Source organism: Streptomyces sp. NPDC050546, assembly GCF_044457425.1.
Lineage (GTDB): Bacteria > Actinomycetota > Actinomycetes > Streptomycetales > Streptomycetaceae > Streptomyces.
Genome location: NZ_JBITGX010000004.1, coordinates 1 through 18314, shown reverse-complemented (window position 1 = coordinate 18314; position 18314 = coordinate 1). Strand labels below are relative to the sequence as shown.

At 70.6% G+C, this 18314-nt stretch carries 17 protein-coding genes and 2 rRNA genes; 4 read left to right on the top strand and 15 right to left on the bottom strand.

What is annotated here, in order from left to right:
- Positions 1-74: 74 nt before the first annotated feature.
- The gene (locus ACIBK5_RS10965; protein WP_399018371.1) at positions 75-1463 is read left to right on the top strand and encodes an FAD-binding oxidoreductase; all 1389 of its coding nucleotides are present in this window, start codon (positions 75-77) and stop codon (positions 1461-1463) included.
- Positions 1464-1580: 117 nt separating this feature from the next.
- Here the strand turns inward: ACIBK5_RS10965 and ACIBK5_RS10960 are convergent, their stop codons facing one another.
- The 5 genes from ACIBK5_RS10960 to ACIBK5_RS10940 all read right to left on the bottom strand — a co-directional run bounded on the left by ACIBK5_RS10960 (position 1581) and on the right by ACIBK5_RS10940 (position 7338).
- The gene (locus ACIBK5_RS10960; RefSeq protein ID WP_399018369.1) at positions 1581-3287 is read right to left on the bottom strand and encodes a uroporphyrinogen-III synthase; all 1707 of its coding nucleotides are present in this window, start codon (positions 3285-3287) and stop codon (positions 1581-1583) included.
- Positions 3284-4243, bottom strand: a complete 960-nt coding sequence (hemC, locus tag ACIBK5_RS10955) for a hydroxymethylbilane synthase (protein ID WP_399018367.1) — start codon at positions 4241-4243, stop codon at positions 3284-3286. Before hemC ends, ACIBK5_RS10960 begins: the two co-directional genes overlap by 4 nt.
- Complete coding sequence (locus ACIBK5_RS10950) at positions 4240-5985, bottom strand: glutamyl-tRNA reductase (RefSeq protein ID WP_399018365.1); 1746 nt, start codon at positions 5983-5985, stop codon at positions 4240-4242. Before ACIBK5_RS10950 ends, hemC begins: the two co-directional genes overlap by 4 nt.
- On the bottom strand, positions 5982-6746 hold the full coding sequence (locus ACIBK5_RS10945) for a redox-sensing transcriptional repressor Rex (protein ID WP_399018363.1): 765 nt from the start codon (positions 6744-6746) through the stop codon (positions 5982-5984). The genes ACIBK5_RS10950 and ACIBK5_RS10945 overlap by 4 nt, the downstream gene beginning before the upstream one ends.
- A 313-nt stretch (positions 6747-7059) precedes the next feature.
- Positions 7060-7338 carry a glutaredoxin family protein gene (locus tag ACIBK5_RS10940; protein ID WP_399018361.1) on the bottom strand — a complete coding sequence of 93 codons (279 nt, stop codon included), beginning with the start codon at positions 7336-7338 and terminating at the stop codon, positions 7060-7062.
- 97 nt (positions 7339-7435) lie between these two features.
- Here ACIBK5_RS10940 and ACIBK5_RS10935 point away from each other — a divergent pair, with 97 nt between their 5' ends.
- From ACIBK5_RS10935 to ACIBK5_RS10925, 3 genes are all read left to right on the top strand, one after another.
- Positions 7436-8353 carry an HAD family hydrolase gene (locus tag ACIBK5_RS10935; RefSeq protein WP_399018359.1) on the top strand — a complete coding sequence of 306 codons (918 nt, stop codon included), beginning with the start codon at positions 7436-7438 and terminating at the stop codon, positions 8351-8353.
- A 348-nt stretch (positions 8354-8701) separates the two neighbouring features.
- Positions 8702-9472, top strand: a complete 771-nt coding sequence (locus tag ACIBK5_RS10930) for an ECF subfamily RNA polymerase sigma factor, BldN family (protein WP_189728261.1) — start codon at positions 8702-8704, stop codon at positions 9470-9472.
- A gap of 235 nt (positions 9473-9707) precedes the next feature.
- Positions 9708-10949 (top strand): DUF5667 domain-containing protein, encoded by a 1242-nt coding sequence (locus ACIBK5_RS10925; RefSeq protein ID WP_399018357.1) that lies wholly within the window; start codon positions 9708-9710, stop codon positions 10947-10949.
- A 68-nt stretch (positions 10950-11017) separates the two neighbouring features.
- Here the strand turns inward: ACIBK5_RS10925 and ACIBK5_RS10920 are convergent, their stop codons facing one another.
- From ACIBK5_RS10920 to ACIBK5_RS10875, 10 genes are all read right to left on the bottom strand, one after another.
- A complete protein-coding gene (locus tag ACIBK5_RS10920) occupies positions 11018-12073 on the bottom strand; it encodes a lysophospholipid acyltransferase family protein (protein WP_399018355.1) in 1056 nt (351 codons plus the stop codon).
- Between the two features lie 14 nt (positions 12074-12087).
- Complete coding sequence (locus ACIBK5_RS10915; protein ID WP_399018353.1) at positions 12088-13149, bottom strand: NAD-dependent epimerase/dehydratase family protein; 1062 nt, start codon at positions 13147-13149, stop codon at positions 12088-12090.
- 231 nt (positions 13150-13380) lie between these two features.
- Positions 13381-13479 (bottom strand): 30S ribosomal protein bS22, encoded by a 99-nt coding sequence (locus ACIBK5_RS10910; RefSeq protein WP_003948845.1) that lies wholly within the window; start codon positions 13477-13479, stop codon positions 13381-13383.
- Between the two features lie 154 nt (positions 13480-13633).
- Positions 13634-13846, bottom strand: coding sequence for a helix-turn-helix domain-containing protein (locus tag ACIBK5_RS10905; RefSeq protein ID WP_004984898.1), 213 nt, complete (start codon positions 13844-13846; stop codon positions 13634-13636).
- 129 nt (positions 13847-13975) lie between these two features.
- Entirely contained in the window at positions 13976-14791 is an 816-nt protein-coding gene (locus tag ACIBK5_RS10900) for a phosphatase (RefSeq protein ID WP_399018351.1), read from the bottom strand.
- Between the two features lie 104 nt (positions 14792-14895).
- The gene (locus ACIBK5_RS10895) at positions 14896-16071 is read right to left on the bottom strand and encodes an acetoin utilization protein AcuC (RefSeq protein ID WP_399018350.1); all 1176 of its coding nucleotides are present in this window, start codon (positions 16069-16071) and stop codon (positions 14896-14898) included.
- Positions 16022-17251: an MFS transporter gene (locus tag ACIBK5_RS10890; RefSeq protein WP_399018348.1), complete on the bottom strand. Its 1230-nt coding sequence runs from the start codon at positions 17249-17251 to the stop codon at positions 16022-16024. The genes ACIBK5_RS10895 and ACIBK5_RS10890 overlap by 50 nt, the downstream gene beginning before the upstream one ends.
- 75 nt (positions 17252-17326) lie before the next feature.
- Positions 17327-17971 (bottom strand): HAD family hydrolase, encoded by a 645-nt coding sequence (locus ACIBK5_RS10885; RefSeq protein ID WP_399018347.1) that lies wholly within the window; start codon positions 17969-17971, stop codon positions 17327-17329.
- 61 nt (positions 17972-18032) lie between these two features.
- Positions 18033-18149: ribosomal RNA gene (rrf, locus tag ACIBK5_RS10880) — 5S ribosomal RNA — on the bottom strand.
- 91 nt (positions 18150-18240) lie between these two features.
- Positions 18241-18314, bottom strand: a 23S ribosomal RNA gene (locus tag ACIBK5_RS10875); the annotation flags it as partial.

The following is an 18314-nucleotide window of genomic DNA, read 5'->3' as shown; positions in this document are numbered from 1 at the left end:
GAAGAACAAGGACCCCGACGGCCAATCCCCATCGCCGCCGCCGTCCCTCCGTACGCCGCCCCACGGAGGACGCGATGACCGCCCCCCACCACACCCCCGACCTCTTCGCCTTGTCAGAAATCCACGGCCCGGTCCTACGCCCCGGCGACCCCGCCTACGCCGACGAGGTCACCGGCTTCAACCTGGCCGCCCTCCACACCCCCGACATCGTCATAGGAGCCACCGGCCCCGACGACGTCGTCACCGCCATGCGCTGGGCGAAGGCCACCGACACCCCCGTAGCCGTCCAGGCGACCGGCCACGGCGCCAACTTCCCTATCGAACAGGGCCTGTTGATCAACACGTCCCGCATGACGGACGTCCACACAGACCCCACCACCCGCACGGCCACCATCGCCGCGGGCGCGAAGTGGAGCCACGTCATGGCCGCCGCCGCCCCGCACGGCCTGGCCGGCCTCTGCGGCACCTCCACGGACGCGGGCGTCACCGGCTACACGCTCGGCGGCGGACTCCCGGTCCTCGGCCGCGCCTACGGCTACGCCGCCGACCTGGTCCGCTCCTTCCAGGTCGTCACCCCGGACGGACACCTGCGCGAGACGGACCCCCGGACCGAACCGGAACTGTTCTGGGCCCTGCGCGGCGGCAAGGGCAACGTAGGCGTCGTCACCTCACTCGTGACCGAGCTGCTCCCCCTCCCCCGCCTCTACGGCGGCGGCATCTACTGCCCCGGCGAGCACACGGAGGCCCTCCTCCGCACCTGGACGGACTGGACCCGCACCGTCCCGGACGAGATGTGCAGCATGTTCTCCGTCCTGCGCCTGCCGCCCATCCCCCAGATCCCGGAGCCCCTGCGCGGCGGCTTCTGGGCCAGGGTCGCGATCGCCTGGCCTGGCGACACGGCGGAGGGCGAGGCCCTGATCGCCCCTCTCCGAGCGGCGGCCCCCGTAACCGTGGACACGGTCGAGGAGATGGACCACGCGGCCCTGGACCGCATCCACATGGAACCCCAGGACCCTCTCCCCGCACGGGAGTGCTGCATGCTCCTGCGCGACCTGCCGCCCGACGCCATCAGCACGTTCCTGGAGCAGATCGGCCCCACGGCCGGCGCCGACCACCCCCTGCTGGTGGCCTCGCTGCGCCACATGGGCGGCGCACTGGCCCGCCCGTCCGCCGTCGAGGACGCCGTCTGCTCCCGCGACGCCCGGTACTTCCTCGAATCGGTCGGCATCCTGGCCGCCCCACCCGCCGCCGAAGCCCTCGAACAGGCGACGCAACGGCTCTACACCGCCATGGCCCCGTACGGCACGGGCCGCACCATGGTCAACATCCACGGCACCCCGGGCGACGAACAGGACATCGCCCGCGCCTGGACCCCGGAGGTCTACGACCGCCTGCGCCACGACAAGGCCACCTACGACCCGGCCAACCTGCTGCGCTACGGCCACGCGGTGACTCCCGCGTAGCCGCAGCCACACCCTCGTTCCGCCGACGCCCCTACGGACGGGCTCAGACCATCGACCGCCGCCGCGCCCCGAACCGCCCAAGCCGCACCGGCCCAGACCGAACCGGCCCAGACCGACTCAGGTCGTAGACCGCCGCCGCCGGGCCCCCGGCCGCCGCTCGCTCGGCCGGGTCACCGCGTCCCCGGCCTCGACAGCGGCGGCTCTGCGCTTCGCGCCGAAGTCGGCCAGTGCCTCGGCCAGCTTGTGCACGGACGGCTCGGGCGCCATCACGTCCACCCGCAGCCCGTGCTCCTCGGCGGTCTTCGCCGTGGCCGGGCCGATACACGCGATCACGGTCACGTTGTGCGGCTTGCCTGCGATACCGACCAGGTTCCGCACGGTCGACGACGACGTGAACAGCACGGCGTCGAACCCACCGCCCTTGATCGCCTCGCGCGTCTCCGCCGGCGGCGGCGAGGCCCGCACGGTCCGGTAGGCCGTGACGTCGTCGACCTCCCAGCCCAGCTCGATCAGCCCGGCGACCAGCGTCTCCGTGGCGATGTCGGCACGCGGCAGGAACACCCGGTCGATCGGGTCGAAGACCGGGTCGTACGGCGGCCAGTCCTCCAGCAGACCGGCGGCGCTCTGCTCCCCGCTCGGCACCAGGTCCGGCTTCACGCCGAAGGCGATCAGCGCCTTGGCCGTCTGCTCGCCCACCGCCGCGACCTTGATCCCGGCGAAGGCCCGGGCGTCGAGCCCGTACTCCTCGAACTTCTCCCGCACGGCCTTGACCGCGTTCACCGAGGTGAAGGCGATCCACTCGTAGCGGCCCGTCACGAGCCCCTTGACCGCACGCTCCATCTGCTGGGGCGTGCGCGGCGGCTCGACGGCGATGGTCGGCACCTCGTGCGGCACGGCCCCGTACGACCGCAGCTGGTCGGAGAGCGACGCCGCCTGCTCCTTCGTACGCGGCACGAGCACCTTCCAGCCGAACATCGGCTTGGACTCGAACCACGCGAGCTGGTCGCGCTGGGCGGCGGCGGAACGCTCACCGACCACGGCTATCACCGGCCGGCCGCCGTCGGGCGAGGGCAGCACCTTGGCCTGCTTCAGCGTCTGCGCGATCGTGCCGAGCGTGGCGGTCCAGGTGCGCTGCCGGGTGGTCGTACCGGCGACGGTGACCGTCATCGGGGTGTCCGGCTTGCGGCCCGCGGAGACCAGCTCGCCGGCCGCCGCGGCGACGGAGTCCAGCGTGGTGGACACGACCACCGTGCCGTCCGACGCCCCGACCTCCGTCCAGCACCGGTCCGACGCCGTCCGCGCGTCCACGAACCGCACGTCCGCGCCCTGCGCGTCCCGCAGCGGCACACCGGCGTACGCGGGCACACCGACGGCGCTCGCGATACCGGGGACCACCTCGAAAGGCACCCCGGCGGCGGCGCACGCCAGCATCTCCTCGGCGGCGTACGTGTCGAGGCCCGGGTCACCGGACACCGCACGCACGACCCGCCTGCCGCCCCGCGCGGCCTCCATGACAAGATGTGCGGCATCCCGCACCGCGGGGACCGCAGCGGTGGTTGACGTGCCGTCAACTACCGTCAGCTGGGGCGTTCCTGTGCCCGGCGCCGGCTCCTGGGAAGGATCCGGATCCGTGTGCACCTCGGACACGCCCTGCCTGGCGTGCTGACGTACGACGTCGAGCACCTCGTGCTCGGCGACGAGAACGTCCGCGCTCGCCAGCGCCTCCACGGCGCGCAGAGTCAGTAGTCCCGGATCTCCGGGTCCGGCACCCAGGAAGGTGACGTGCCCGTGTTCAGGACCGGCGGAAAGGGTGGTGGGGCTCAATGTGCTCGCTCCCCCATCAGACCGGCCGCGCCCTGGGCGAGCATCTCGGCCGCGAGTTCGCGACCGAGCGCCATTGCCCCGTCGTGCGTCTCGGGCACGGGACCGGTGGTGGACAGCTGCACCATGCGCGTGCCGTCGGTCGTACCGACGACGGCGCGCAGGCGCATTTCCTTGACAATCTGCCCGTCGGCCAGGAGGTCGGCCAGCGCGCCCACAGGGGCACTGCAACCGGCTTCCAGGGCGGCGAGCAGTGACCGCTCGGCCGTCACGGCGACCCGCGTGAACGGGTCGTCGAGCTCGGCGAGCGCGGCGACGAGGTCCGCATTGCCTGCGGCACACTCGATCGCCAGTGCCCCCTGGCCGGGGGCGGGCAAAACTGTGTCGACCGACAGGAAGTCGGTCACCTCGTCACCGCGGCCGATCCGGTTCAGTCCGGCGGCGGCCAGCACGACGGCGTCGAGCTCACCGCCCCGCACGTATCCGATCCGGGTGTCGACGTTGCCGCGGATCGGGACGGTCGCTATGTCCAGTCCATGGCCGCGCGCGTACGAGTTGAGCTGGGCCATGCGGCGCGGCGAACCGGTACCGATGCGGGCCCCGCTGGGCAGGTCGGTGAACTTCAGCGCGTCCCGGGCGACGATCACGTCCCGCGGGTCCTCCCGCACGGGTACGGCCGCCACGACCAGGTCGTCGGGCTGCGCGGTCGGCAGGTCCTTCAGCGAGTGCACCGCGAAGTCGACCTCACCCTTGAGCAGCGCGTCGCGCAGGGCGGTCACGAACACACCGGTGCCGCCGATCTGGGCGAGCTGCTCGCGCGAGGTGTCGCCGTACGTGGTGATCTCGACGAGCTCCACGGGCCGCCCGGTCACCCGGGTCACGGCCTCGGCCACCTGCCCGGACTGGGCCATGGCGAGCCTGCTCCGGCGGGTACCGAGCCTCAGCGTCTTGTCGGTCATGCCGGGCCTCGGTCTTTCTGCGTAGTGCTGTCCTCGGCGCGGGAGACGGCGGCCACCGTCTCGGGGTCGAGGTCGAACAGGGTCCGCAGCGCGTCCGCGTACCCGGCGCCGCCGGGCTCGGCCGCGAGCTGCTTGACCCGTACGGTCGGCGCGTGCAGCAGTTTGTCGACCACGCGCCGCACGGTCTGGGTGATCTCCGCGCGGTGCTTGTCGTCGAGGCCGGGCAGCCGTCCGTCGAGCCGGGCGATCTCGCCTGCCACGACATCGGCGGCCATGGTGCGCAGGGCGACCACGGTCGGCGTGATGTGCGCGGCCCGCAGTGCCGCCCCGAAGGCCGCGACCTCGTCGGAGACGATACGCCGGACCTGGTCCACATCGGCAGCCATCGGAGCGCCCGCGGAGGCCTCCGCCAGCGACTCGATGTCCACCAGCCGCACCCCGGCCAGCCGGTGCACGGCCGCGTCTATGTCGCGCGGCATCGCCAGGTCCAGCAGGAAGAGCACGGGCTGCGGCCGCGGCGGCTCCTCGACGGGCTCGGGCCTGCGCCGCTCGGGGATCCGCCCGACGGTGGCCGCGGTCGCCGCGAGGGCGGCGATGGCGTCGGCGTCCGGGGCGGGGTCGAGCGGGTCGACCGTCCCCGGCCTGGCCGCCGTCCGCTGGGCGCCGCCCACCACGCCGTTGTCCACCCACGCGGCGTGCTGTTCGAGATCGGCGGCGGCCATCCCGGCCACGGCCGCCTCGCCCAGCACGGAGAATCCGGCGGTGTTCTGCACCGAGGTCAGGTCCAGCGGACAGCCGTCCTCGTTGCCGAGGCTGGTGGCCGGCAGATTGCCCCGCTGGCCGTCCGGCCCCGCCGCGCGGTCCGGCTCCTCGCCGTCGGTCTCGTCCCACCGCACGGCCGTACGGCCCTCGGCGGCGGCGGCGATGGCTTCCGCCGTCAGGACCAGGCCGGTCGCGCCGGTGCAGGAGACGGCGACGTCGGCACGTGTCAGCTCGGCCGGCACCGATTCCATCGGGACCGCGCGGGCCGCCACGTCCGTGTCGTCGCCCTCCATGAGGATCCGGGCGAGGCGCTCGGCCCGGTCGAAGGTCCGGTTGGCGACGACGACCTCGGTGACACCGGCACGCGCGAGCGTCGCCGCCGCCAGGGAGGACATCGATCCGGCCCCGATGACCAGGGCCTTCTTGCCCCGGGCCCATTCCTGTATGTCACCGCCGCGCGCCAGCTGCTCCAGGCCGAAGGTGACCAGGGACTGCCCCGCGCGGTCGATGCCGGTCTCGGAGTGGGCGCGCTTGCCGACCCGCAGGGCCTGCTGGAACAGGTCGTTCAGCAGCCGGCCCGCGGAGTGCAGGTCCTGCGCCCGGGCCAGGGAGTCCTTGATCTGGCCGAGGATCTGCCCCTCGCCGACGACCATCGAGTCCAGCCCGCAGGCCACCGAGAACAGGTGATGGACGGCCCGGTCCTCGTAGTGCACGTAGAGATAGGGCGTGAGCTCCTCCAGGCCGACCCCGCTGTGCTGGGCGAGCAGCGTGGACAGCTCGGCGACACCCGCGTGGAACTTGTCCACGTCGGCGTAGAGCTCGATGCGGTTGCAGGTGGCGAGCACCGCGGCCTCGGTGGCCGGCTCGGCGGCGACCGTGTCCTGGAGCAGCTTGACCTGCGCGTCCGCGTTCAGCGAGGCCCGTTCCAGGACGCTGACCGGGGCGCTGCGGTGGCTGAGTCCGACGACGAGGAGGCTCATGCGGGCATCACGGCGGGCATGTCCCCGTCAGGCCCCTGGTCGGCGGACTGGTTGCGGGCGGCGGCGGCCGGGACGCCACCGTCGGAGGCGGCGGCCCCCTCGCCGGCCTTGCGCTGCTCGTGGAAGGCGAGGATCTGCAGCTCGATGGAGAGGTCGACCTTGCGCACGTCGACCCCGTCCGGGACGGACAGCACGGTCGGCGCGAAGTTCAGGATGGAGGTGACACCGGCGGCCACGAGCCGCTCGCAGACGGCCTGGGCGGCACCGGCGGGGGTGGCGATGACACCGATCGACACGCCGTTGTCCTGGATGATCTTCTCCAGGTCGTCGGAGTGCTGCACGGGGATCCCTGCGACGGGCTTGCCCGCCATGGCCGGGTCGGCGTCGATCAGCGCGGCGACCCGGAAACCGCGGGAGGCGAAACCGCCGTAGTTGGCGAGCGCGGCACCGAGGTTACCGATACCGACGATCACAACCGGCCAGTCCTGGGTGAGGCCCAGTTCGCGGGAGATCTGGTAGACGAGATACTCGACGTCGTAGCCCACACCCCGGGTCCCGTAGGAGCCCAGGTAGGAGAAGTCCTTGCGCAGCTTCGCGGAATTGACCCCCGCGGCGGCCGCGAGCTCCTCGGAGGAGACCGTGGGTACCGAGCGCTCCGACAGCGCGGTCAGAGCACGGAGATACAGCGGAAGCCGGGCGACGGTGGCCTCGGGAATCCCTCGGCTGCGGGTCGCCGGTCGGTGAGTTCGGCCAGTTGCCACGGTGCTCCTGCGGGTAGAGCGGGGCTGTAGGCGGTCATACGTCCCTACATGACCGCCCCGTCGAAAGCAGGCTATGTCTTTGTGAACGCGTGCACAAAGATGGTGTCCGTTTTGCCCGCCCAACGTGACCGGGCTCACGCGCCCCCGGCGCACTCCCGGGGAACCGGCGCACAAGCACCGTCGTTCCTTCGCTTCTGGGGGCAAAACCGCACACTCTCCTCTGTGTATCCCGCCCCCGAGACCAGCCAGCTCGATCCTAAGCGACCCGACCGACCGCTTTGTACTGCTCGGTCAGTCGCCGCACCGGCCGGACTCAGTCGGTCAGGGCCTTGCGCAGACGCCCCTCGTTCACGCGCCAGAACGTGTGCTGCCTGCCGTCCACCAGTACGACCGGGATCTGTTCCCAGTACTGGTCGTGCAGTTCCCGATCCTCGGTGATGTCCTTCTGCTCCCAGGGGACTCCGAGATCGCCGCACACCTTCTCCACAACGACCTGTGCGTCATCACACAGATGGCAGCCGGGCTTGCGGACCAGGGTGACGAGCCGGTCCCGAGGGGGCGTACGGCGAAAGAGGGGACTCATGTCGGCCATTGTCTCGCGCCGTCTTTAACGACACACTCGCCGAGAGTTCACACGCTCCAAACCTCTCGACTCCGGAACCCCCGAACAAACTGGCTATGCTCACGCCATGGCCGCTCTCGGATGGCTCACTCCCCGTAGGCGCTCCGCCACGGCGCGGAGCGTTTTGGCAGGCGAGGCCTCGGCGGAGGCAGCCCGCAAATCCACGCAGGAAGCTTCCGGCACGACCGAGGAACCGCAGTTCCCGGTCCACGGCGACGACCAGGCCGCCGCCTTCTTCGACCTGGACAACACCGTCATGCAGGGCGCCGCGCTCTTCCACTTCGGGCGGGGCCTGTACAAGCGGAAGTTCTTCGAGACCCGCGACCTCGCGAAGTTCGCCTGGCAGCAGGCGTGGTTCCGGCTGGCCGGCGTCGAGGACCCCGAGCACATGCAGGAGGCCCGCGACTCCGCCCTGTCGATCGTCAAGGGCCACCGCGTCGCCGAGCTCCAGTCGATCGGCGAGGAGATCTACGACGAGTACATGGCCGAGCGCATCTGGCCCGGCACCCGCGCCCTCGCCGAGGCCCACCTGGACGCGGGCCAGAAGGTGTGGCTGGTGACGGCGGCCCCCGTCGAGATCGCCCAGGTCATCGCCCGCCGCCTGGGCCTGACCGGCGCCCTGGGCACGGTCGCCGAGTCGGTCGACGGCGTCTACACGGGCAAGCTCGTCGGCGAACCGCTGCACGGCCCCGCGAAGGCCGAGGCGGTCCGCGCGCTGGCCGCGGCGGAGGGCCTGGACCTGACCCGCTGCGCCGCCTACAGCGACTCGCACAACGACATCCCGATGCTGTCCCTGGTCGGCCACCCCTACGCCATCAACCCGGACTCCAAGCTGCGCAGGCACGCCCGCCAGCTGGACTGGCGCCTGCGCGACTACCGCACGGGCCGCAAGGCGGCCAAGGTCGGCATCCCCGCGGCGGCCGGCGTGGGAGCCGTGGCCGGCGGCACGGCGGCGGCGATCGCCCTGCACCGCCGTCGCCGCTGACGAACGATCAATCCGGGACACCATCGTTTGCGGGATGACAACGCCCGTAAATCCAACTGGCGTACCCCCAAAACCTCGTATCCAGTCCTCTTGGCTGCACACGGCCACAACACGCCCTGGACTCAGCCGCAATCCGAAGCCTTCCGGTCAACAACCGTTCACGATTCGGCACTTGATCCGGCGTCAATCAGTTACGGAAGCGACGTAATCGATGATTTGAGCAACTCGGTGTAGCAGAGCCTGTACGAAGCGTTATTCTCCTCAGACGCAAACCGGTACCCCTCCGTCGCTACGACGGGTGAAAGGTCCCGCACTGCACGTGATGGAAGCTCTGCCTCTGGGAGTCCCGTGTACCCACACGTCGGGGTTGACGCCTCGGGCCTGGCTACGCTGCGCGCAACGGTCCTCGACCTGTTGCGCGGCTTCGTCCCCACCGCGTCCGCCGTCCCCGCATTCGCCACCGCCGCACCCGTAGGCCCTTGCTATGCACTGGCCGACGGCAGCGCCGCGGTCGGCAGACGAGGGCGCCCGTCCGGCGGGGCCACCGCCCGCCGGCCCGCGGCGGACAGCGACAGCGCCCGCATGATGGACCTCGTGGAGCGCGCCCAGGCCGGCGAGGCCGACGCCTTCGGCCGTCTCTACGACCAGTACAGCGACACCGTGTACCGGTACATCTACTACCGGGTCGGAGGAAAGGCGACCGCCGAGGACCTCACCAGCGAGACCTTTCTGCGGGCCCTGCGCCGCATCGGCACGTTCACCTGGCAGGGCCGCGACTTCGGCGCCTGGCTGGTCACGATCGCCCGCAACCTCGTCGCGGACCACTTCAAGTCCAGCCGCTTCCGCCTCGAGGTCACCACCGGCGAGATGCTCGACGCCAACGAGGTCGAGCGCTCCCCCGAGGACTCCGTCCTGGAGTCCCTCTCCAACGCCGCCCTGCTCGACGCCGTACGGCGGCTCAACCCCCAGCAGCAGGAGTGCGTCACACTCCGCTTCCTCCAGGGTCTCTCCGTCGCCGAGACCGCCCGTGTGATGGGCAAGAACGAGGGCGCCATCAAGACCCTCCAGTACCGGGCCGTCCGCACCCTCGCCCGGCTCCTCCCGGAAGACGCCCGCTGACCGGACCGCACGCTCGGCGACACTCAACTCACGTTCCGTGACGGTCCGTTGGCTTCGGCATCCGATCAGCCGGGGTCCGTAACCCAAGTGCCGCGCCGCTCGTTGTGCGGGATGCAGGCTCCCTGTGGTCACCCCTGGCCGACCCCGATCACTCGATCGTGTGGTTGAGGTCAGGGTGTGCAACCCTCAGGACCCCCTGGGGAGTCGACCGTCATGACGAGAGGAGGTGCCGCCTGTGATCGCGAACGTATCGGCACACCGGCGGGCGAACGCCTTCGCCCAGGCCCTGGAGGAGTCCGAGCAGGGCACGGCGGCCGAGCAGTCCGAAGGTTCGGCACCAGCCCCGGCACCCGCGGAACAGACCGAACCGGCACGCCTGACGGCGATCGCCTCCGGGCTCGACGCGCTGCCCAAGCCGGAGCTGGACCCGGAGGTCAAGGTCGTCCAGCGGGCCCAGCTGGTGGCCGCGTTCGAGGCCATGCTCCAGGAGGGCACCGCCGGAGGCGGGGCGACGGACCGAGCGGTCCCCGGGCAGCGCTCCCGTGGCGCCCACCGCGCCGGCTCACTGAAGAAGTTCCGTCCGCGTACGCGGCTCGCCAAGGGCCTCACCGCGGGCGGACTCAGCGTCGGCGTGGCCGCGAGCGCCTTCGGCGGAGTCTCCGCCGCCAGCTCCGACGCCCTGCCCGGCGACTCGCTCTACGGCCTCAAGCGCGGCATCGAGGACGTCAAACTCGGCCTCGCCGACAGCGCCGACGAGCGCGGCCGGGTCTACCTCGACCACGCCTCCACCCGGCTCAGCGAAGCCCGCCGCCTGATGGAGCGAGGCCGCAGCGGCCCCCTGGACCACGAGTCCGTCGGCGAGATCCGCCGCGCCCTGTCCGGCATGCGGCACGACGCCTCGGAAGGCCACCGGCTGCTGAGCGAGGCGTACGAGCACGACCCGGACTCCCTGGGCCCCATCCAGGCCCTGTCGGCGTTCTCCCGCTCCCACCGCGAGGCCTGGGGCGAACTGCGCGAGAGGCTCCCCGTCCAGCTCGGGGACGTCAGCGACCAGGTGTCGTCGGTCTTCGACGCCATAGAGGAGGACGTCGCCCCGCTGCGCTCCCTGCTCCCCGAGCCCCCGGCGGGGAACGGCGGCACCGGCAAGCACCGGGGCGCCTCCGAGTCGGCCTCCACCGGCTCCTCCGCCACCGACCGGTCGGCCCAGCCCGGCAAGAGCGGCGGCGGACGCACCGACAAGGGCAGTACGGGCGGCAGCAGCGGCAGCCCCAGCCGCTCGGCCGGCTCCGGCAGCGACAGCGACGGCCTGCTCGGCGGCAACACCGGCGGCCTGCTCGACCCGCCGAAGGACGGCGAGGCGAGCACCTCACCGTCCGCAGAGGGCAGCCCGACCGTCCCCAAGCCGGACGTGACGCTCCCACCACTCCTGCCCGGCCTGCTGCCCGGCCTGGGCATCGACGGCGAGGACGCACGCTAGACGGTGCTGGGCGCCCCTGTGAGGGGCGCCCAGCACCGCAGCCGAAGTCTCACAAGAGCCAATCGGCCTCAGAAGAACACCGACCGCCGCTGCACCAGCAACTTGTACAGCGTGTGCTGGATCTGCTCCCTGACCTGGTCGGTCAGGTTGAACATCAGCATCGGGTCCTCGGCCGCCTCCGGCGGATAGCCGTCCGTGAGGATCGGCTCGCCGAACTGGATCGTCCACTTGGTCGGCAGCGGAATCGCGCCGAGCGGCCCGAGCCAGGGGAACGTGGGCGTGACCGGGAAGTACGGAAAGCCCAGCAGCCGGGCGACCGTCTTGGCGTTGCCGATCATCGGGTAGATTTCCTCGGCCCCGACGATCGAGCAGGGGATGATCGGCGTCCCGGCGCGCAGGGCTGTCGAGACGAACCCCCCGCGGCCGAAGCGCTGGAGCTTGTACCGGTCCGCGAAGGGCTTGCCGAGGCCCTTGAAGCCCTCCGGCATCACCCCGACCAGTTCGCCCTGCTCCAGCAGCCGTGCCGCGTCCTCAGCGCAGGCCAGGGTGTGGCCGAGCTTGCGGGCCAGTTCGTTGACCACCGGCAGCATGAACACCAGGTCGGCGGCGAGCAGGCGCAGATGCCGTCCAGCCGGATGGTTGTCGTGCACGGCGACCTGCATCATCAGGCCGTCCATCGGCAGCGTCCCGGAATGGTTCGCGACGATCAACGCCCCGCCCTCGGACGGGATGTTCTCGATGCCCTTCACCTCGACCCGGAAGTACTTGTCGTACAGCGGGCGCAGCAGGGACATAAGGACCTGGTCGGTGAGCTCCTCGTCGTAGCCGAAGTCGTCGACCTCGTAGTCCCCGGTGAGGCGCCGGCGCAGGAACGCGAGCCCGCCCGCGATCCGCCGTTCCAGACCGCCGTCGCCGTCCCGGGACCGCTCCGGCGGCTGCTCCTCAGAAGTCACAGGAACATCATCCTGCGGAACAGCCCTGGTGGGCAGGGGCTGCACCTCACCCACCGGCGCCGACTCCGTGCCCGAGCGGCGGTTCCCCGCGCTCCGGCGCCGCTGAGGGCGCTGCACGGCGCTACCGCGGGACCGGTCGTCGTCGAACGGAATGACCTTGGCATCCGCCATCGTTGATGCGCTCCTCAGTTGGCGCTCTGCGTCGGGGGGTGGCCGTCGCCCGCGAGGGGCAGTGCGGCGATCCGGTCGACGGCCCCCGCGAGGGCCTCCGGCGGAAGAAGTCCGGGTCCCTGGCTGCGGGTGAAGTCCGCGAACGTTTCCGCGGTCGTGTATTTGGGCTGGAATCCCAGCGTTTCTCGCATCTGGCCCGTGGCCACGACCCGGCCGTGGGTGAGCAGCCGGATCTGCTCGGGCGAGAAGTCCGTCATGCCCAGCGTACGCACCAGCGAGCCGGCCCAGGTGACCGCCGGGAGCGGCAGGGGCACGGTGGGGCGCCCGAGGCGCCGGGAGCACTGGGAGAGCAGCAGGACGCCGTCGCCGGCGATGTTGAAGGTGCCGCTGTTGAGCGTGCCCCGCCTGGGCTCGTGGGAGGCGATCCGCAGCACCTCGATCACATCGTCCTCGTGCACGAACTGCAGCCTGGGGTCGTAGCCGAACACGGTCGGCAGGACCGGCAGCGCGAAGTACGAGGCGAGCGGGGTGTCCGCGGTCGGGCCCAGGATGTTGGCGAACCGCGGCACACACACGGCCACATCGGGCCGGCGGCGCGCGAAGCCGCGGACATAGCCCTCGACCTCCACCGTGTCCTTGGCGAAGCCGCCGCTGGGCAGGGACTTGGGCGGGGTCGTCTCGGTGAAGACGGCCGGGTCCCGGGGCGCGGAGCCGTAGACGTTGGTACTGGACTTCACGACCAGCCGCTGCACGGTCGGGGACTTCTGGCAGGCACCGAGCAGCTGCATGGTGCCGATGACGTTGGTCTCCTTCAGGGAGGCCCGGTTGCCGCTTCCCAGCGGTGTGCCCGTCACGTCCAGGTGGACGATCGTGTCGGCGGCCGTCTCGGCGAGCACCCGCGCGATCGTGGGCTGCCGGATGTCGGCCTGGACGAAGTCCGCGCCGCCCAGATGGTGCTCGGGCGGCACCGCGTCCACGGCGATCACCCGGTCCACCTCGGGGTCACGCTGGATCCGCCTCACGAACCGGCCCCCCAGCTGGCGGGCCACTCCGGTCACGAGCACGACCTTGCCCAAGATCAGCGCCTTCCTTCCACAGCCTCTTGTCCCCGCCGCGTTCCCCCGTGGGGCCAACTTAGCGGTTCGGTGTTGCGCTGTGATGACCGCCCGATGCGCGAAGTGACGGGAACACCGACGTGCCGGGAACACCGACGGGAAGCAGCCGGACGTACGTGGCGATACACGTGTGGCCCCCCACCGTTGAGTGGGGGGCCACAACGACGCTCTCGCGGCGTCCGCGTCGCAGACTTACTTCTTGTTGCGACGCTGAACGCGCGTGCGCTTGAGCAGCTTGCGGTGCTTCTTCTTGGCCATCCGCTTGCGCCGCTTCTTGATAACAGAGCCCACGACTACCCTCGCTCACTTCTCATCACTCGGTGCTGGGCGCCATGGGCCCATACGACCTACGAGGGGCTAGCCTACCCGCCCGAGCGCTGAGGTCGTAATCGAGGGGGCCAGGGTGATCCCGAGTGCCCTGAGAGGGATCACCCCGCCCCAGCCGTCAGGCGGTTTCCACCCCCACGTAGCTCTCGCGAAGGTACTCGTGAACCGCTTGCTCCGGGACGCGGAAAGACCGCCCCACACGGATCGCGGGCAGATGACCGCTGTGCACCAGCCGGTACACGGTCATCTTCGACACTCGCATCACCGAGGCGACTTCCGCCACGGTAAGGAACTGAACCTCGTTCAGAGGCCTCTCGCCAGCTGCAGCCATGACACACCTGAACCTTCCGCACTCGACGGCCACCGGCTTCCCCTTCCGGTGACTCTTCGTCGCTGCGTGCTCACTCCCCAATGTAGGTGCCAGTGATGCGAGTGGGGAAGAGGTGCACCCATCAACGGCCTACTGTGACAGACACGCCCGATTGAGTACGTAGCGGGTAAGCGGCAGGTAGTAATCAGATCGCACGCCGTCATCAAGTGGAACGACGACGGACACGGACCCCTCAGCCTGCCCGACGAACGGGGCGGGATCGTCCGTATCGGCCGGCCCGATGGCCTCGAACCCCAGCTGACCTGCTCCGCAGACCCACCCGTGGTCCCCGATCACCAGCTCGGGAAGGGGCCCGCCGGCCTCCGCCGCGGCGGCCAGCGCGGTACGAACCGGGAGAGGTGAGTGCGTATGTGCGCCGGGCTCACAACCGGGGCGTTCCACCCCGGGTGCCCGCACCAGCGCGACTCCTCGTACGTAGTCGAGGTTGTACGTACGTAGGCCGAACCGGGTCGTTATGTCGACACAGCGACCCTGCGCGGGGGTGAGAACCGCACACCCCGCCGCCGACAGCGCGTCTGCCAGAGCGGCGTAGAAGCCGAGCAGCCGGTGCGGGTGCCCGGTACCGAGAAGCACCGGAGCACCCCGCTGGGCGGCATCGGCGAGACGGTCCGCGAAGGCGTCCAGCGCGGCCACGGTCCGCTGCGGATCGATCACGTCCTGGCCGGAAATCCGCCGAGAATCGGCCGAAACCCCACACCGGTCAGCCATCAGCTCGGTCAATTCCCGCTGCTTCCAAGCCCCTTCGGGATCGATACCGAGCAGCACACGGGGGTCCCGGGCAGCGAAGAGCCGGTAGCTGCGCAGGCTCTCCTCACGCGACGTGGCCACGGTACCGGCGAGGCGTGCACCCACCAGGTGCGTACGCAGAACTTCGGGGGTCAGCACGAGAAGATCGTCCGCGACCGGGGCACAGCCTGTCCCGAGAACCGGCGAACACCGCACGGTCGGCCTACCGGCCTACCCGGCCCACCCGGCCCACCAAGGACTCCTCACCCCGGCAGCAGCCCCCGCAGCGGGAACACCGCCCGCCGGGCCGCCAGCACCGCCTGGTCCAGCCGGTCCGCCGGGTCGTACCCCGCCTCCCAGCCGGTCCACTCCACCGGCCAGCGCCCGTCCGTCATCCGCGCCGGGGCCAACTGCCGCGTCCGCGCGAACACTTCCTGCCGCCAGCCCTCGGGGATCACCGCCTCGGGCTCCACCTCCCGGTGCGCCGCGATCGCGACCAGATGCGTCCACGACCTCGGTACGACGTCCACCACCGCGTAGCCGCCCCCGCCCAGGGCGACCCACCGCCCGTCGGCGTACTCGTGCGCCAGGTCGTGACAGGCCACCTGCACCGCCCGCTGCGCGTCCAGCGACACGGCCAGATGCGCGAGCGGATCCTCGAAGTGCGTGTCGGCCCCGTGCTGCGTCACCAGCACCTGCGGCCGGAAGTCGGCGATCAGCTCCGGCACCACGGAATGGAACGCCCGCAGCCACCCGGCGTCCCCGGTCCCGGCCGGCAGCGCCACGTTCACCGCCGAGCCCTCCGCGGAGTCCGCCCCGGTCTCCTCCGGCCACCCGGTCTGCGGGAACAGCGTCCGGGGGTGCTCGTGCAGCGAGATCGTCAGCACCCGCGGGTCATCCCAGAACGCCGCCTGCACCCCGTCCCCGTGATGCACGTCGACATCGATGTAGGCGACCCGCTCCGCCCCGAGCTCCAGCAGCCGGGCGATCGCCAGCGACGCGTCGTTGTAGATGCAGAACCCGGACGCACCGCCCGGCATCGCGTGATGCAGCCCACCCGCGAAGTTCACCGCGTGCGACGTCTCGCCACGCCACACGGCCTCCGCCGCCCCCACCGACTGCCCGGCGATCAGCGACGACACCTCGTGCATCCCGGCGAAGGCCGGATCGTCCATCGTTCCAAGACCGTACGCCTGGTCCGCAGCGCCCGGATCGGCCGACGCGGCCTTCACCGCCTCGATGTAGTCCTCCCGGTGGACGAGCCGCAGCGTCGACTCCCCGGCCGCCTTGGCGGCGACCACCTCCACCTCACGGTCCAGCCCGAAGGCGTCGACCAGTCTCCGGGTCAGCGCGAGCCGGACCGGGTCCATCGGATGCCCGGGACCAAAGTCATAGCCCGTTACTGCCTCGTCCCACATCAGCTGTGCGCGGCCGCTCATGACCGCCACCGTATCGGTCCGGTTGAGCGGCGAACGACCGGGCGTACACGAGCGTCACCAGCACCAACACCATCGGCACGAGCATGGCCCCGCGATAGCTCCACAGATCCCCGAGCGCGCCCACCAACGGCGAACCGATCAAGAACCCCACATAGTTGAAGACATTCAACCGAGCCACGGCCGCATCCGAAGCCCCTGGGAACAACCTGCCGGCCGCCGCGAACGTCTGCGGCACCAGCACACACAGCCCCAGCCCCAGCAGCGTGAACCCCAGCATCCCGACCCACGCCCCGGGCGCCCCCGCCACCACGGCGAACCCACCCGCAGCGACCAGCGCCCCGGCCCGCACGACCGCGACCGCCCCGAACCGCCGCACCCCGAAGTCCCCCAACGCCCGCCCCACCAGCGTGGTGACCATGTACACGTTGTACGGCACCGTCGCCATCTGCTCCGAGCTGCCCAGCACGTCCTGCAGATACTTCGCGCTCCAGTTGGAGACCGTCGAGTCCCCGATGTACGCGACGGTCATCACCAGACACAGCGGCAACAGCAACTTGAACGCGAGGGCCTGCCCCTCGCCCGCCTTCCCTTCCACCCCGGACCCCGCCACCGGCCCCGCACCACCGCCGTCGACATACCACCGGCTCCCCACCAGCACAGCCGGCAACAGCACCAGCACGACCGGCAGATACGACACCCACAACGCCAGATCCCAGTGCGCCCCCACCCACGCAAGCGAGGCCCCGACGATCCCGCCCAGGCTGTAGACCGCGTGGAAACTGAGCATGATGCTGCGCCCGTACGCCCGCTGCAGGCTCACCCCGAGCATGTTCATCGACGCGTCCAGCACCCCGACGGCGAGCCCGAACGCCGCGAGCGCGACCCCCAGCTCCACCATCCGCTCCCCGGCCCCGACCCCGAGCAGCGCCAGCAGCACCACGGGCTGGGACCACCGCAGCAGCCGGCTCGGCGGCACCCGCTTCACCAGCCGCTCGGTGCTGACGCTCCCGACGCCGGCGAGGATCGGCACGGCGGCCAGAAAGGCGGGCAGCAGCGCGTCGGACACCCCGTACCGGTCCTGGATGGCCGGGATCCGCGTCACGAGCAGAGCGAAGGCGACCCCCTGCACCAAGAAGCTGAACGCCAACGAGCCCCTGCCGCGCCCCAGCACATCAGTCATGGCGGCGAGCGTAGGGCCCCGGCTTACCCGTGGGTAGATCCAGCCAAAGATGAATTTGCCTCATCTTCCAGGGGCTCACACCAGCAGATCGGCCAGCTCCCCCATGTCGGAGAAGAGCCGGGTGGCGCCGGCGAGCCTCTCCGCCGGAGTCATGGCGGTGAACCCGTACACATCCATCCCGGCCGCGACCGCCGCCTGCACCCCCAGCGGACTGTCCTCGACGACGACACACCGCTCCGGCGCGACCCCCATCCGCTCGGCGGCATGGAGAAACAGATCGGGAGCCGGCTTCCCCCGCCCGACGTCCTGCGAGCTGAAGATCCGCCCCTCGTCGAACCACTGGCTGAGCCCAGTCGTCCGATGCCCCACCCGAATCCGCTCATGGCTCCCGGACGAGGCCACGCAGTACGGCACCCCGTCCGCGGCGAGCTTCTCAAGAACACCGGAGACCCCGGCCACCGCCACCAGTTCCTGCTCGAACGCCGCGAACACCCGCGCGTGAAAGACGTCGTCGAAGCTCTCCGGCAACCGCTGACCCGTCCGCTCAAGAACCAGTTCATGAATCCGGTGCATGGCCGACCCCATGTAGTCCCGAATGGACTCTTCGTACGAGGTCGGGTGCCCGAGCTCGGTGAGATACGCGGCCAGCAGCCGGTTGGAGATGGGCTCACTGTCGACGAGGACACCGTCGTTGTCGAAGATGACGAGATCGTAGTTCATATGCACGACCCTAAACGCAGAAAACCCCGCATCCGAAGATGCGGGGTTTCCTATAAAAATTGTTCGGCGGCGTCCTACTCTCCCACAGGGTCCCCCCTGCAGTACCATCGGCGCTGAAAGGCTTAGCTTCCGGGTTCGAAATGTAACCGGGCGTTTCCCTAACGCTAAAACCACCGAAACACTATGAAACTGTAAACTGCCGCACCATACCGTGACCTGGCATGGGGCTGTTCATGGTTTCAGAACCAACACAGTGGACGCGAGCAACTGAGGACAAGCCCTCGGCCTATTAGTACCGGTCAACTCCACACGTTACCGTGCTTCCATATCCGGCCTATCAACC

Coding starts and splice junctions, on each gene's coding strand:
- ACIBK5_RS10905 (WP_004984898.1), bottom strand. CDS start 13,846: ATGGCTGCAGCTGGCGAGAGGCCTCTGAACGAGGTTCAGTTCCTTACC.
- ACIBK5_RS10950 (WP_399018365.1), bottom strand. CDS start 5,985: ATGAGCCTCCTCGTCGTCGGACTCAGCCACCGCAGCGCCCCGGTCAGC.
- ACIBK5_RS10920 (WP_399018355.1), bottom strand. CDS start 12,073: ATGGCGGATGCCAAGGTCATTCCGTTCGACGACGACCGGTCCCGCGGT.
- ACIBK5_RS10890 (WP_399018348.1), bottom strand. CDS start 17,251: ATGACTGATGTGCTGGGGCGCGGCAGGGGCTCGTTGGCGTTCAGCTTC.
- ACIBK5_RS10965 (WP_399018371.1), top strand. CDS start 75: ATGACCGCCCCCCACCACACCCCCGACCTCTTCGCCTTGTCAGAAATC.
- ACIBK5_RS10885 (WP_399018347.1), bottom strand. CDS start 17,971: ATGAACTACGATCTCGTCATCTTCGACAACGACGGTGTCCTCGTCGAC.
- ACIBK5_RS10895 (WP_399018350.1), bottom strand. CDS start 16,071: ATGAGCGGCCGCGCACAGCTGATGTGGGACGAGGCAGTAACGGGCTAT.
- hemC (WP_399018367.1), bottom strand. CDS start 4,243: ATGACCGACAAGACGCTGAGGCTCGGTACCCGCCGGAGCAGGCTCGCC.
- ACIBK5_RS10940 (WP_399018361.1), bottom strand. CDS start 7,338: ATGGCCGACATGAGTCCCCTCTTTCGCCGTACGCCCCCTCGGGACCGG.
- ACIBK5_RS10935 (WP_399018359.1), top strand. CDS start 7,436: ATGGCCGCTCTCGGATGGCTCACTCCCCGTAGGCGCTCCGCCACGGCG.